The sequence below is a fragment of the Endozoicomonas acroporae genome (assembly GCF_002864045.1).
Lineage (GTDB): Bacteria > Pseudomonadota > Gammaproteobacteria > Pseudomonadales > Endozoicomonadaceae > Endozoicomonas > Endozoicomonas acroporae.
The window spans coordinates 26,140-41,123 of record NZ_PJPV01000137.1 but is presented as its reverse complement, the minus strand read 5'-3'; the positions used below and the strand labels follow the sequence as shown (position 1 = coordinate 41,123).

General features: G+C 49.9%; 14 protein-coding genes. 10 read left to right on the top strand and 4 right to left on the bottom strand.

From position 1 onward, the window contains the following. Positions 1 to 139: 139 nt before the first annotated feature. Entirely contained in the window at positions 140 to 451 is a 312-nt protein-coding gene (locus tag CX664_RS19285; RefSeq protein ID WP_101748307.1) for a DUF2288 domain-containing protein, read from the bottom strand. A 197-nt stretch (positions 452 to 648) separates the two neighbouring features. Then, the gene (locus CX664_RS19280) at positions 649 to 1,905 is read right to left on the bottom strand and encodes a hypothetical protein (protein ID WP_146000159.1); all 1,257 of its coding nucleotides are present in this window, start codon (positions 1,903 to 1,905) and stop codon (positions 649 to 651) included. 440 nt (positions 1,906 to 2,345) lie between these two features. On the opposite strand from CX664_RS19280, the gene CX664_RS19275 reads away from it, so the two are divergent. After that, positions 2,346 to 2,711: a nitrous oxide-stimulated promoter family protein gene (locus tag CX664_RS19275; protein WP_101748305.1), complete on the top strand. Its 366-nt coding sequence runs from the start codon at positions 2,346 to 2,348 to the stop codon at positions 2,709 to 2,711. A gap of 384 nt (positions 2,712 to 3,095) precedes the next feature. Then, positions 3,096 to 3,884 carry a baculoviral IAP repeat-containing protein gene (locus CX664_RS19270; RefSeq protein WP_180966561.1) on the top strand — a complete coding sequence of 263 codons (789 nt, stop codon included), beginning with the start codon at positions 3,096 to 3,098 and terminating at the stop codon, positions 3,882 to 3,884. A 172-nt stretch (positions 3,885 to 4,056) separates the two neighbouring features. On the opposite strand, the gene CX664_RS19265 is transcribed toward CX664_RS19270, so the two are convergent. Next, a complete protein-coding gene (locus CX664_RS19265) occupies positions 4,057 to 4,779 on the bottom strand; it encodes an SDR family oxidoreductase (protein WP_101748303.1) in 723 nt (240 codons plus the stop codon). Positions 4,780 to 5,305: 526 nt separating this feature from the next. On the opposite strand from CX664_RS19265, the gene rsxA reads away from it, so the two are divergent. From rsxA to CX664_RS19230, 7 genes are all read left to right on the top strand, one after another. Continuing rightward, on the top strand, positions 5,306 to 5,890 hold the full coding sequence (gene rsxA / locus CX664_RS19260; protein WP_101748302.1) for an electron transport complex subunit RsxA: 585 nt from the start codon (positions 5,306 to 5,308) through the stop codon (positions 5,888 to 5,890). Positions 5,891 to 5,961: 71 nt separating this feature from the next. Continuing rightward, the gene (rsxB, locus tag CX664_RS19255; protein WP_101748301.1) at positions 5,962 to 6,552 is read left to right on the top strand and encodes an electron transport complex subunit RsxB; all 591 of its coding nucleotides are present in this window, start codon (positions 5,962 to 5,964) and stop codon (positions 6,550 to 6,552) included. Further along, positions 6,549 to 8,906 carry an electron transport complex subunit RsxC gene (gene rsxC, locus CX664_RS19250; RefSeq protein WP_101748300.1) on the top strand — a complete coding sequence of 786 codons (2,358 nt, stop codon included), beginning with the start codon at positions 6,549 to 6,551 and terminating at the stop codon, positions 8,904 to 8,906. Before rsxB ends, rsxC begins: the two co-directional genes overlap by 4 nt. An 88-nt stretch (positions 8,907 to 8,994) precedes the next feature. Next, complete coding sequence (rsxD, locus tag CX664_RS19245) at positions 8,995 to 10,071, top strand: electron transport complex subunit RsxD (protein WP_101748299.1); 1,077 nt, start codon at positions 8,995 to 8,997, stop codon at positions 10,069 to 10,071. A 3-nt stretch (positions 10,072 to 10,074) separates the two neighbouring features. Beyond that, positions 10,075 to 10,785 (top strand): electron transport complex subunit RsxG, encoded by a 711-nt coding sequence (gene rsxG / locus CX664_RS19240; protein WP_101748298.1) that lies wholly within the window; start codon positions 10,075 to 10,077, stop codon positions 10,783 to 10,785. Then, on the top strand, positions 10,775 to 11,515 hold the full coding sequence (locus CX664_RS19235) for an electron transport complex subunit E (protein ID WP_101748297.1): 741 nt from the start codon (positions 10,775 to 10,777) through the stop codon (positions 11,513 to 11,515). The genes rsxG and CX664_RS19235 overlap by 11 nt, the downstream gene beginning before the upstream one ends. Before the next feature lie 117 nt (positions 11,516 to 11,632). Then, positions 11,633 to 12,982 carry a hypothetical protein gene (locus CX664_RS19230; RefSeq protein WP_101748296.1) on the top strand — a complete coding sequence of 450 codons (1,350 nt, stop codon included), beginning with the start codon at positions 11,633 to 11,635 and terminating at the stop codon, positions 12,980 to 12,982. 50 nt (positions 12,983 to 13,032) lie between these two features. Here CX664_RS19230 and CX664_RS19225 read toward each other — a convergent pair whose 3' ends face one another. Next, positions 13,033 to 13,761 carry a hypothetical protein gene (locus CX664_RS19225; RefSeq protein WP_101748295.1) on the bottom strand — a complete coding sequence of 243 codons (729 nt, stop codon included), beginning with the start codon at positions 13,759 to 13,761 and terminating at the stop codon, positions 13,033 to 13,035. Between the two features lie 336 nt (positions 13,762 to 14,097). Between CX664_RS19225 and CX664_RS19220 the strand changes: the two genes are divergently transcribed. Next, positions 14,098 to 14,916 carry a DUF3943 domain-containing protein gene (locus CX664_RS19220; RefSeq protein ID WP_101748294.1) on the top strand — a complete coding sequence of 273 codons (819 nt, stop codon included), beginning with the start codon at positions 14,098 to 14,100 and terminating at the stop codon, positions 14,914 to 14,916. Positions 14,917 to 14,984 lie beyond the last annotated feature (68 nt).

Here is a 14,984-nt window from a genome sequence, read left to right as displayed (position 1 = left end):
TTAAGACCATCAATCAGCAATTAAGTTCCGTAGAGACCAGCAAAAGCTGTCAGCAAAAAAAGAAATGAAAAAGGTATCAACAAGACAGCTTTCAGTGAAAGGTTGCTGATCCCTTTTTCCAACACAGCACCTACCGTCTTTACTGTTCTCTTTCCTGCACCAGTACCCAGGGGCGAACCACAACCGCCCACAGATCACGATTATCGGTAACCCAGGACTGGGCCTGCTCATCGCTGACCGCCCCCAGGACACCCTGTGCAACCCAGGCTTCTACCGCTGATTTATTGTCTACCGAGATCTGATAGCCAACATCAATCAGGTCCAGCGAATCATCCACCTGGAGCACAACCCCCTGGGCAAAGTAACGCAGCAGTTCGGACCAGGCTATTAATGAGGTTTCCTGATTTAATTTGGCCTTTTCAAGCAATTCACGGCTAACCGTCTCAGACATCTTTTGCTTCCCATTTCATTGCACAGACATTGTACAAACCGACAATTTTTTTATAACGGTGGGCGGGAGCATAACAGCACATAACACTAAAGTGAAAACGCTCAAAAGAGCCTTTTGACGTTTCGTTGCGTGCTCGTAACGCATCAATAAGCCCTGTAAGAGTTGAGCTGACTTTGTCTTTAAGCCCCGGTTCTCTTCTATACGGCACCTTGACTGCTGCTCAAAGCGGCAAAATCTGCACTATCGGTGATGGTTATCTGTTTGTGTTGCAGTTTGAACAACGCCCCGGGAGACCGATCAATACTGTCTTGTTGCCCGCTGTAAAAGTGCCTGGTGAGTTGATCAACGCTGTCATTGTATTCTGAATATGTAAACACCTGTGCAGACCAGCCAGCCCGGAGAATGAATTCTTTTAGTTCATTGAGAGCCTTTTCAGCCCTGATGATAGGGGAACCGATAGCCTTTTGTTGATTCAAATTAGATAACACAATGTTTTTGAACTTCAGGCCGAGTGCTTCACAATTCTTTTTATAGAACTCTGAAAGGTAAACCTCCGGCTCACCTGAGACATTTATTGAAACTTTAATGAACTGCATTGATGAACTCATCCATGATATTGAAGAATCAAGGTCACCAACGAACTTTTCAAGATCTGAATGTTGATCTTCTGCTCCAATTAATAAGAAAACAGAATTTGCCTTGGCAATCTCACAGGGTGCGCCTGACACTATATATCCACCAGTATTACCAAGTGTTTCTTGACTGTTGCCATGAGTGGGTGTGGGCGGGTTAAATTCTAAAATGACAATCGCACTATTTTCTCTATCTGTGGTCCGGAGTTGCTGACCATTTAACTTTTTGTTCAGGTAGGTGGTTGCTGTAGTAAAAAACCGGACATTTTTTCCCTCTATAAACTGCTTTCTGACATCTTTAAGAGTCTGTGAAGCCTCCGGGGAACGAGAGGGATCCTCCTCGTAATCAATATCTATACAACGCCAGGCAATTTTTTTATCTGATACCCCGCTCTTGGTGATTTGCTGGTGAATCAGCTGCTCCATCAACAATGCTCCAGCCCCCATGGATATAAAAGTTACCCGACTGTCCGGCAGTTTTTGCAGATAGTCACACACCCATTGAGTAACCTTGTTGATCACCTTTATACGGGATTTTATGCTGTCAATTTTGTCATAAACATTAAAACTCAGGCACCCCAATTTAACACAGGTTAGTGATTCATTGCTTGCCTCCGATACTTCCCGTCGATGGATAAACTCACTGGTATGGATATCTTTATATTCAAGCTTCTTTGCTACCAGGGGGAGGCGCTTAAATAAATCATCAATTTCCTGAAGCTTAACACTGGGCAGGTCGGAATAGATCATTTCTTCAACAATACGATGAATTGCTTCTTTTTTTTCTGACTCTGTTCCACCTGAAGGAATTTTTTTCAGCAACGAGAGGCAGGCTTCGTTTGTCAGTTTTAATACAGTTCTTAAGGACAAGGGTATTTTTTGATGTTCGATGATATATCGTGAAACAGTCTCCTTTACAGCACTGGGGTTAACAGAAATGTTCTCTGGTAATGACTGACCAGCAGCCTGAGGCTCTGGCGTAGAAGGGGTATTGTGGCAGCTGCTGATAGTGGTTTGCATAATTACTGACTCAAGTGATTATTTTAATGGGCTGAGCAAATTTGTTCAGTACTTGAGTAGTAGAAATAACTTCGTGAGAAAAGTTCAGTTTTGTCACAGGTCAACGGGTATAAACGACACGAATAGACTGGTTCTCAATGGCCATCAGACCTCGTCAGTGCCATTTTCGAATGGCCTGATTTGGCAATCAAGGCGGATTATGGGAGGATGTCTTCCTCGAAACAGAGAAGGTTACGTTGTTTATGCCCCTCGCTCTCAAAGGCCGCCTGAAAGATCACCCCAGGCTGGCCCGTGAATATTTTACCGTTACCCGCATGATTGAGCTTTACTGCCACCACCACCACCAGCACCCCACCCTGTGCAATGAATGCCTCTCTCTGCTGGCTTTCAGCAAGCGACGGCTTGAACGCTGTATTTATGGTGTCGAAAAACCCACCTGCACTAACTGCCAGGTCCACTGCTACAAGCCGGAACAACGCCGACAAATTCGTGAAGTGATGAAATGGGCTGGCCCTCGCCTGCTTCTTAAACATCCCGTTCTGACCATTCAACACCTTATTGATCAACGCAGGGCTGCGCCGGTGCCCCCCAACGCCGGGAGCAACTGAATTAGCTGAGGGAACTTTCCGGTAAGAAACTGGTCAGAGAGTTATAAACCAATATACCTCTGGACGGATCTAAATATGGAATGTCATTGGCTTAACCCGAATGTTTTTCGAGCCCCTCAGCGTGGATACCTTCTTCTATCAGAGCCCGGGGAAGAGCGCCATACACCGGCTCACTCTCGTAACCCCCTGGCGGGCAACTCATTTACTGATCTTCGTTGTTATGCACCGGTTCCGGGATTACTGGAAATTCACGCGCCTCCCGGCACGCCGTTTGAGCCAAGAGATCTGCATACCCGTAAATCACATCATGCACCTTCCGGGCATGTTTGTACCCGGCTTCCCCACGGGATCACGCCAAGCCCTTCTCAACGAACTGATATGCTGATGGCCAAAGCAGCCACATTCAAGGGCTTTGAGAAGAACTTCCCCCATCATACTCCGAGGGAATTGGCTGAAGCGGGATTTTCCTGCAGTAAACATAGTGACTCAAGTGAACATATTGACTCAGTTTATTGTGATCAGTGTTATATACATATTGGCAACTGGAAACCTGATGATATCCCATGGATTGAACATACTCGCCTGTCGCCAGACTGTGCGATCGTGGAGCGGGAAATGGGTCAACCATTTACCAGAGCGATTAAAGAGTCATTTGATGTGGAAAAACAATTAAAAAGGTACTGCGATCAACACTCTCCTGTAAAAGAGGATCCTTATAAAACGCTTTTCAAATTCAGACTGAGCCGACCTTACCAGCAACTTGAACAGATTTACATTAAAAACCTTAAAGATCTTCCAGAACAAATGCGCAAGGTCGAACAAGCCTTCATTCATTGGCATTATACTGAAAACCTCTATGGAAATAGCACTTTGCACGCTTCCTGTATTCTAAGCCTGCTTAATAATCCCCGGAACCATGACGAGGCGGCCATAACTGAATCCTGCAAAAGGTTCCAGCAGGAATACAAAGAATACAAGGAGCAATTAAAAGCATCAAAAGAAGAGCAACAGCTAATTGTCCAGTTGAAAAATGAGCGCATTGCACTCTTTGAGCAAGTAAATCAGCAAAGGCAAATAAGAATCAAGGCTGAACAAGAGGGTGAAGATGCAGAGATCGCCCGTATACTGCAAGAACGGTACAACAATGAACAGTTTCAATTACCTGTCCACTAAGTCAGGAAATATGATTTCATTTGGTTAACTACGTAACCTCATTTGAGGACTCGAGTTGGCTTGCATGCACTGTGAATGCGCATGCGAGCCGATTTTCATCGAGACCACTTTTAACATGTTCGCGACAACCCCGGGGTCGTCAGAGTCAGGTGCCTGTCAGAGTTTAAATCCTTTACGCCGTTTGTCGGGTAGCCGTCACTACCAGCTCACGGATACAGACATTTTGCGGCTGCTGATACACAAAGGTAATACAACGGGCAATATCCTCTGGCGTAATAACGCCTCCCATGCCGTGCTTCCACTGTTCATAGCCCTCCTTGATGTCACTGGATGTGGTATGGCTCAGCAGCTCAGTTTCTACCGCTCCAGGTGCGATGGTTACCACCCTTACACTGTCGTCAGCCAGCTCTTCTCTCAGGGTTTCAGACAAACCATGCACGGCAAACTTGGTGCCACAATAGGCCATATGATTTGGAAAACTTTTGATACCGGCCACTGAACTGATATTAATGATGGTTCCCCCTTTTCTGGCTTTCATCTGATGGGCAACGGCATGAATGCCATTCAAAACACCCTTGATATTCACATCAACCATGGTATCCCACTCGGCAGGATCCTGTTCATCGACACGCCCCAGCTGCATTAGCCCGGCATTGTTGATAAGACAGTCTGCAGGTCCATAGCGGGACTCGGCTTCTTCGATAACCAGTTTCAGGGCATCACGATCTGTCACATCCACTCGTCGACAAAGTGCGTCAGTCAGATCCAGGGCCTCCAGGCGCTCGATCCTTCTGGCCAGTAATAACAAAGGGTGTCCAAGTTGGCTCATTGCTTTGGCAACAGCTTCTCCGATACCAGAGCTGGCTCCGGTGATCACAACCAACGGCTTATTCATGGAGGGACTCCTGCAGAAATGGATGTTGGGATCTCAGTTCACCAGGCTGTGGCGAACCATGTATCTGTCGTTAAGAACAGAGAATAGAGATAGTTGATCTGAAAAGGATTTTAGACCGAAAAACAGTATGCACTGTTTTTATTTAACGGGAAATAGCGTGCATTGTTTTTATCGGTAAATACTATGCATTGTTGCCTGTTCGGTATTCGTCAGCCCCATTAGAGGCATCACTACATGCATCCGGCCGGTTGTGGCGTTATAATCCCCGCCTCCTGAGCCAGGAGGCTATTCATTTAAGACTCAATGAGTCTTCCGAAAAAAGCATCCAAACCGGTTATCGGTTTATCGTTATTCGATTTATATCTTTAAACATGATTTATCTGCTTATTTCGGAAATATATACTTGACGCCTTCCATCAGGTACCCAACAGCACTTTTGATCGACCGGCTCTCCAGGAGGCTGACCGAGAATAGCGCTATTCTCGACCAGCCTTCCAGGGGCCGGGCATTGCGGCAGGAAACCCCAATGAGCGAACTGATACTGATTCTGGTCAGCGCCATACTGGTCAACAACTTTGTACTGGTCCAATTCCTTGGGTTGTGTCCTTTTATGGGCGTGTCCAACAAGCTGGAGTCGGCCATGGGTATGTCAATGGCTACCACCTTTGTGCTGACACTGGCCTCTATCTGCAGCTATTTAACGTATAAGTACGTCCTATTGCCACTGAATCTGGAGTTTCTGAAAACCATCTCATTCATTCTGGTGATTGCCGTGGTGGTGCAATTCACCGAGATGGTGGTGCGCAAAACCAGCCCGCTGCTACATAAGGTGCTGGGCGTGTTCCTGCCACTGATCACCACAAACTGTGCGGTACTCGGGGTTGCCCTGCTGAACACCAACCGGATGGACAGCTCACTGGTGGATTCAGCCACCTACGGCTTTGGTGCGGCGGCCGGTTTTTCCCTGGTACTGGTGCTGTTTTCCGCCATGCGTGAGCGCATCGCCGCGGCGGATGTACCAACACCGTTCAGAGGGGCCGCCATCGGTATGATCAGCGCCGGTCTGATGTCGTTGGCCTTTATGGGTTTTACCGGACTGATCAAACTGTGAGTGCAGGATTTCAAACCATGATGAGAAATGCCAGACGTGATAAAAAGCTGAAGGAGCGGTTGCGTTAGTCCATGGACATTGTTCTTTACGCCATTGGAGCCCTGCTGGCTCTTGCCCTGATTTTCGGGGCGATTCTCGGTTTTGCTGCTATCCGTTTTAAGGTGGAAGGCAACCCGATTGTTGACCAGATTAATGAAATTCTGCCCCAGACCCAGTGTGGCCAATGCGGTTATCCGGGGTGTCGCCCTTATGCGGAGGCCATTGCCAATGGCGATGCCATCAATAAGTGCCCGCCCGGTGGCCAGGCAACCATCAACACACTGGCGGACCTGCTGGATGTGGAGCCTGAGCCGCTGGATGCGGAACATGGGCAGGAGTCGATCACCAAAGTTGCCTTTATCCGGGAAGCGGAGTGCATCGGTTGTACCAAGTGCATTCAGGCCTGCCCGGTGGATGCCATCCTGGGCGCCGCCAAACAGATGCATACGGTGATTTCCGATGAGTGTACCGGTTGCGATCTCTGTGTTGAGCCCTGCCCTGTTGACTGTATCGAAATGCGTCCTGTGGATATCACGGTCAGGACCTGGAGCTGGGCGCTGCCCCAGCCGAATCATGGCAAGGCTGGCTTGATTGCCACTGACCTCAGGGGGCAGACCGTATGAACGCAATTGTCAAAAGTCCACACCAGGACATACAGAGCCCTGTGGCCGGGAGCCAGGTGATAGCCAGTTCTGAACGCAAAATCTGGCCGCTGACCGGCGGGGTTCACCCGGAAGAAAACAAGCATCAGTCCACCAGCCGCCCTGTCAGTGTTCCGCCTCTGCCTGAAACACTGGTACTGCCATTGTCGCAACACGCCGGTTTGCCTGCTGATCCGCTGATCCGCGTGGGAAACAAAGTACTCAAAGGCCAGATGATTGCCAAAGCGTCCGGCTTTGTCAGCGCCGCGTTGCATGCGCCCACCTCGGGCACTGTTACCGCCATTGAGAACCGTCCGATCCCCCATGCCTCCGGCTTTTATGACCTGTGTATCATTCTTGAAACCGATGGTCAGGAGCTATGGTGTCAACTGGCACCCGTAGCGGATTATCGTCAACTGTCGCCTGCTGAGCTGGTAGAAAAAGTACGTGATGCCGGCATCAGCGGTATGGGTGGCGCAGGCTTCCCTACAGCCATCAAACTGGCACCCGGCACAGCAATCAATACCCTGATTATCAATGGTACGGAGTGTGAGCCCTATATTACCGCCGACGATATGCTGATGCGGGAAAAGGCTGATGCGGTAATCCAGGGTGCAGAAATCCTCCAATACATGCTCGGTGCCCGGGAGTGCCTGATCGGTATTGAAGACAACAAGCCGGAAGCCATCACCGCGATGCGCAGGGCAGCGGCTGGCAAAAATATAGACATTGTCGTTTTCCCCACCATCTACCCTTCCGGTGGTGAAAAACAGCTGATCCAGATTCTTACCGGTCAGGAGGTGCCTTCCGGAAAACTGCCTGCGGATCTGGGCATGGTGGTTCAGAACGTGGGAACAGCCGTTGCCGTCAAGGACGCCATTGTGGATGGCAAGCCGCTGATCTCTCGTATCACCACCCTCACCGGTGATGCCTTGGCAGCGCCACAAAATGTCGACGTATTGATCGGTACACTGGCTCAGGACCTGCTGCAATACGCGGCGCTCAAAACGTCCGAATTATCAACGCTGGTGTTTGGCGGCCCCATGATGGGCTTCACTGTTGATCGCATGGATATCCCGGTGATCAAAACCTCAAACTGCCTGATTGCCGCGACGGAGGATGAATTTCCGGCAGCACCGGATGCCCAGGCCTGTATCCGTTGCGGGCACTGTGCCGAAGCGTGTCCGTCGTCATTGCTGCCCCAGCAGCTTTACTGGCACGCCAGGGCTGAGAACCATGAGCAGCTTATGCACCACAATCTCTTTGACTGTATAGAGTGCGGTGCCTGCTCCTTTGTCTGCCCGTCGTCTATTCCGCTGGTTCAGTATTACCGGGCATCCAAAGGCGCTATTCGTACCCAGGAAGCCAAACACACCAAGTCCGAGCGCTCCAAACAGCGCTACGAAGATCGCCTGGCCAGACTGGAGCAGGAAAAAGCCGAGAAAGAAGCCAAACGAAAAGCCAATGCCGAACGGGCAGCAAAACTGAAGGCGGCCAAAACAGCGGAACAAACCGGAAGCGACGCCAAAGCCGAAGAAGACCCGATCCAGGCCGCTATCGCCCGGGCCAAGGCACGAAAAGCAGCGGCTGCTGCGGGGAACTCCGAGCCTGCCTCAGGCAGACAAGCGTCTGATCGACCACTTTCTGCCAAACAAAAAGAGCTGAAAGTTCAGCTGTCCATGGCCAAAGCTCAGGCCAAAAAGACAGAGAGAGCGCTGGCTGCCGCCGAAGCTTCTGCTGAGCTTAAAGGCGACAGGAAAGATATTGAACAACTGAAGTCTAATCTGGCGATGCTGAATGAGCAGGTGAGTCAACTTCAGCAGGCGTTTGATGAAAACAGTCAGGATTCTGCCAGCAAAGACAGTCCAGAGAAGCCCGTTAAAGTTGCCAAACCGGCACTCTCAGACAATGAGAAGAAACGCAAGGTTGAACTGGCCATGGCCAAAGCGGCCTTGAAAAAAGCAGAGCGCGCACTGGCAGCAGCGGTTGAGAGCGGCTTTCCTGATGAGCAGGAAAACACCGAGTCGTTCAAGCAGGCCGTCGAAGCGTGCCAGGCCAACATCAAGCGCCTCGAAGCTGAGGCTTCAGAGCCTCCGGCAGAAACAGCGATACCCCCTTCTGCGGATGCCAAACCGTCAGCAAAGGCCAAAGCGCCGTTAACTGATGAAGCAAAAAAGCTGAAAATCGAGTCGGCCATGGCCAACGCTGCGGTGAAAAAACTTCAGCGAGCGATCGCCAGTACCGGTGAAGATGAGCAGGATACGCTGAAACAACAGCTGGTGGCAGCGGAACAAAAGGCGGCTGAGCTGAAACAGGCTCTGGAGAGTCTCTCGTGACTTGCAGCTACAGCCACCTCGTTCCCACGCTCTGGGTGGGAGGAAACCCGGGAAGCATGATAAAGACACAACAGAGCGGAATCGTTGAATGGCTTTGATTAATAGCAGATCGTCCATCAGCCAGAGGGGAAGAGAGACCTCACCCCATGCGCTGGGACAAAACAGCACTCAGCGGGTCATGAGTCTGGTGATCATGGCCACCATCCCCGGTCTGATGGCACAAACGCTCTTTTTTGGCTGGGGCACACTGATCAATGTTGTCTGGTGTTCCCTGATTGCGATGGGCTGCGAAGCAGCCGTGGTATCACTGCGCCAACGGTCCGTAAGCTTCTACCTGAGTGATTGCAGCGCCCTGTTGACCGGTGTACTGCTGGGGCTGGCATTGCCGCCCTTTGCTCCCTGGTGGCTATCACTGGTCGCTGTGTCCTTCGGTATGGTCATTGGTAAACATCTCTATGGTGGCCTGGGTCAGAACCCCTTTAACCCGGCCATGCTGGGCTATGTTGTAGTACTGATTTCGTTTCCACAGGAAATGACCACCTGGCTGCCACCACTGGGGCTGGAAGGTCATAACAACAGCCTGACCGATGCGCTGTTCACTATTTTCCCCCTGGGTCAGAGTGTTGATGCCATCAGTATGGCCACCCCACTGGATGTGTTGCGCGAAAACAAAAGCCTGACCATCAATGAACTCTGGGAAGCCAACCCGGTATTTGATGGCATGGCTGGTCGTGGCTGGATGTGGGTTAACCTGGCTTATCTGGCCAGCGGCGTCTTTCTGATCTGGCGCAAAGTATTTACCTGGCATGGCCCTGTGGGAATGCTCGCCGCCATTGCCATTATGGCGACCCTGTTCTGGAGTGGTAACGGGTCAGACAGTCATGGTTCCCCACTGTTCCACCTGCTCAGTGGTGCCACCATGCTGGGTGCTTTTTTTATCATTACGGATCCGGTCAGTGGTGCAACCAGTAACCGTGGACGTCTGATTTTTGGTGCGGGTGTTGGCGTTATGGTCTACGTCATCCGTGCCTGGGGTGGATACCCGGATGGTGTCGCCTTTGCCACGTTGCTGATGAATATGGCTGCCCCCACCATCGACTATTACACTCAGCCACGCACTTATGGCCACCACAAGGCCAATAAAGGCCTGCCAAAGAAGGACTGAAACATGAGTGACGGCCAGATTCCTTTAAAAGACACCACCGACAGCAAGGCTCCCGGCGGGAACGGTCTGCTGCAAAGCATTTTTCGCAATAGCCTGGGCCTTGGCCTGTTTGCCGTATTTACCGTAGGCCTGATTTCCGTGACCTGGATCATGACTCAGGACCAAATAGAGACACAGGTTCGAGCCTATGAAGCCAAAGCATTGATGGAGATTTTACCGGCCGATACTCACGACAATGTGCTGGTAGATTCGAAAATTGATCTGGAACCATCCCCCCTGCTTTCCAGCCAGGATCAACGTGACGCCTATATTGCCCTGAATGATGGGGCGGTCTCTGCCGTTATTCTGCCGGTCACCGCACCTGACGGGTATAGCGGGCGAATTGAGCTTTTGGTGGGCATCAACCGCAATGGTACGCTGGCAGGCGTCAGGGCCATCACCCACAAAGAGACACCCGGGCTTGGCGACAAGATCAACAGCAATGTCACCGATTGGATTCTCGGGTTTGCCGGCAAATCCCTGGGCAACCCCGTTAGCGAAGGCTGGGGAGTGAAAAAAGACGGTGGTGAGTTTGACCAGTTTACCGGTGCCACAATAACGCCAAGAGCGGTTGTCGCTGCGGTGTACCGCGCACTGCGATACTTTGAGGCAAACCGCAAGCTATTGCTGGACCCACTTGCCGGTGTCCGCGAGGAGATTCAATATGACAAATGACACTGTGGCGAACCAGAGCACTGCTGGCAGCCAGGCCGCAAAGATTGCCCTGGACGGTCTCTGGAAAAACAATCCGGCACTGGTCCAGCTGCTTGGCCTGTGCCCTCTGCTGGGGGTTTCCAGCAGTGTCGTCAATGCGCTTGGTCTGGGCATAGCCACCATGCTGGTGGTGATGGGCTCCAACGTTGCCGTCTCGCTGATACGGCACCAGGTAACCGATGCCATTCGCCTGCCGGTATTTGTGATGATTATTGCTTCTTTCACCACCTGTATCGAACTGCTGATGCAGGCTTATACCTACGAACTCTATCGAATACTGGGTATTTTTATTCCGTTGATTGTCACCAACTGCATCATCCTGGGCCGGGCCGATGCCTTTGCCTCCCGAAACCCGGTGCTGCCTGCCGCTTTTGATGGCTTGATGATGGGTACGGGCTTCGCTGTGATTCTGGTATTGCTGGGGGCACTGCGGGAGCTGATTGGCCAGGGCACGCTGTTCTCCGGCATGGACCTGCTGCTGGGCCCCATTGCCGCTGACTGGACCATTACGGTGATTGCCAACTACAAGCAGTTCCTGTTTGCCATTCTTCCCCCGGGTGCCTTTGTCTTTATGGGCTTTTTGATTGCCATTAAAAATATTGTTGATCGTCGCCTGGAAGAAAGAAGGAAAAGCCTGCAACCGGTAACTGCAAAAGTAAGCAAACGGGTCAGGGTTACCGGTAATGTTTGAATATTCTTAACGCCGACACAGGAACTTACTCTCTGATTACCTGTCTATTGAATCAGAATCGTAAACCTTTTTTGATTTGCCAGACAGGCCCCCATTAAACCAGAGGAAAATTCTGTAATGTTATCTGTTCAATCGACTCCCCCACCCTTGCAATCAACACCAACAGGCAATGAAAAAGCGGTTAAAGACGTGGAGGTGAGCAGATCAACTCAGCCTGTTGAACTGACACAACTCCAGAAATGCATCCTGGACAACCAGCGCTTTATCCTCGATACAGTAAATCTGGTTAAAGTAATGAACAAAGTCTTTGGTAAAAAGGAACCAGACGCCTCGCTACGAAAGCCAGACAATTTCGATGCACTGCCGGAGCCAGAAAAGTACGAAAGTCTGACTAAGCTTGTCAGGCAACTTGACGTCTATTTCCACCAAAGCCCTATTCTCAGGGAAGAACAGGGAAAAATAGTGGAGCGCTGGAATGCCATAGAGCAAACTGAAGTCATTGAAAACCTGAGTGACGCTGCCAAAAATGAGCTACGGTCAGCACTTGAGCCCTTAAGGACTGCTGATTCAGAGCCCCTTGAGTTTACTGATCAATCAGTTCTTCTTTTTCCGGGAGCGGCTATCCCTCGAATGCACCTTCGCCCTAAGTTCGCTATTGCACAAAACAGTGACAATAAACTGCCCGGACTGCTGCTCTGTAACGGTTCATCAAGGACTTTGGGCGACGTCGACGAGCTTCAGGATGTTACTAGCAATGATCGTCTGTTTAAGCGCATGGGTGAGCTGGTTAAAAAGTTTGAAACTACCCTGGGATCCACTACCACAGAAGCTCACGCCCAAATGGCTCTTATGGACATGCTCCGTATGGCTGACCAGAAAAACGATCAGAAAAGCGTTCAGGAAAGTGAGCAGATAAGTGAGGAGAAAAGTGACCAGAAAAGTCAGCAGACATGCTTTCTGAACAAACAAACCATCTATGTAACTTATACCGGAGAAGTTCAATTCTTTCAGCAATCTCTTCAGGAAGATGGCAAATACACGCTCAACCTCAATGAGGAAAATATCATCACTGGCAGACCAAACACCGAAGCAACGATGGTGTCTGCCTTAAATGCCCTGGAACTACTGCCTGGAGCCACTCCCGGAGACATCGTTCTGGTCAGCAACCAGCCCCATATACGTGCCCAGCAAATTGCCACAGAACGCGTGGTTGCCAATAGAGGGTACAACAATGACTACTCTCCAATAACCATCCGTGCCTGTGGTGACGAGTGTTCGCTGACAAGCTCTAAAGATTTGTTCCTTGCCATCGACTCAGCCAGAAAGGCAATCCAGTTGTTAAATCCGGATTATCATGTGACAACTAATTGGGTTAAAGCCCCGGAATGGAAGCTGTTTGAATCCAGGAAAGCCGGTGAATGGCAGCTCTATAAGCCTGAGCAACCGCCACTGGAACTGTTGGTTTAGGCATTCTTCGCAGGATGGCTTGCTGATGTTATGCCAACCTGCGAACGTCCCTAAAAATCCACATCAAGATTATAGCTGTCAATCAACTGCTGAATATGATTATCCAGTTTTTTCTGGTGATCTATAAAGCCACCCTGCTGATTCTGATGTTCTATAAACAGGGCATCACTATTAGCATAAAAAGCTTCTGCCCTGGTTAATCCGTTATACAGAGGATTATATTCAAGACCTGCCCGTTCAGCAGAAAAATAGAACGCATACGTTTGCGATACCAGAATCCAGCCTCTATCCATAACCCGGGCGGTGATAATAACTTCTGTATCGGTATCTGAAATCGGGTTTACGGTTATTGGTCGATTCATTGTCAGGGGATCTATTTTTAAATGATCAAGCTGATCTGAATAGACAGGACCAAATTCTTTTATCTCCCACAACTGGTCGATATCCCCTCCCTCAGCGTACACGGTCCCCCTGCCATTCGACCGGGTTCGAACATCAACATCAAGCTCAATCATGTTGAAGGCATTGGTTGGAGCCGTCACGTTTACACCGGATTTTTTCAATGAAACTGACAGCTGTTTTTCCAGATATCGGGCAACACCTGAAGCGGCATGTTTTTTATCAACATAAACGGTAGCTGATCCAAGGCGTCCTCTGGCGATGAGGCTCTCAGCAAGTTGGTTGGCAATAACATTCCAATATTGAGTAAATGGAACAGGCGCATATTCCGGTGAGGATACTGCCAGCAACCTGGTTGAAGGAAATAGTCCACCGATCATTAATAAACCTGTAACGACTGACAGGTATAACTGCTTATTAAACACGATACATCCCTATACTGCTTTTTTATTTCAATGTAGCATGTGCAACCTTATTCGTGTTCAGGCTGCCTGAACCACTACTCTGAACAAAGTCAGAAATCCGGCATAACAAAATAAGAGCCTGATTTATCAGCCCGATAAAACTGGAAATAATGATAAACCTCAATCGATTATTGACCGAATTCGCTATAGAATCGTCCTCTTTTGTCCAGAACAGGGGTAATGACCTGAATGGATAACCCGTTTTTGGGTGGTGTCTGCGCCTCCCCCCAGCTATCTCACGAATAAAAGACGATGCTTAACCAGATATTGCCAGTTTTTTTATCTGGCCTGATCATGCTTTCCGGCTTTGTCCAGGCCAACGCCACAGCTTCTACTGTCCCATCAGTGGCGGAGCCAGACGCTGAATTCACCCTCTCTCTTCAGGAAGAGCGCTCCCCATGGGCGATCACCCTGTTCGATGACAATCCTCAGGAGAATCAGGCACGTCTCTGGTCCCAGACAAAACTCATGTTCGGTCTGGGCGTTGGTGTGATTGGTGCCCTGGCCGTTATGCCGGAGTCCTTTACCAACTGGGATAAGTCTGACATGAAACAGTTCCACAAAAAGTGGTGGGATAATGTCAGTTCAGGCCCGGTGATGGATGAAGATGACTTTTTCCTGAACTACGTCACACACCCTTACTTCGGTGGTGTTTACTACATCGTTGCACGGGAGTCTGGTTACAACCAGTGGAACTCCTTTGTCTACTCCTTCCTGATGTCCACCTTCTACTGGGAGTACGGTATCGAAGCCATCGCTGAAGTGCCTTCCATTCAGGATATTATCGTAACGCCCATTGGTGGCTGGCTATACGGTGAATGGGCTTACCAGAAGAAGCGCACAATTGTCGACAATGACGGTCTGGTATGGGGCTCTGCCGGCCTGGGCTCCACGGCGCTGTTTTTCCTGGATCCGGTCGACAGCATTGACCAGTGGATCAATGGTGACCGTGAACAGCCCGTTATGGAAGACTTTGATATCCGTCTGGCATTTGCTCCAACCTTTTATCAGGTAGAGAATCAGGATAAAGACCGGAACTATTTCGGCCTGGTCATGACATTTCGGATGTAAGCCTCCTAGTGATCAGAAACAGGGCATTCCAGCCCTGTTTTGCATTAAAATAAGCACAAACTGATTTT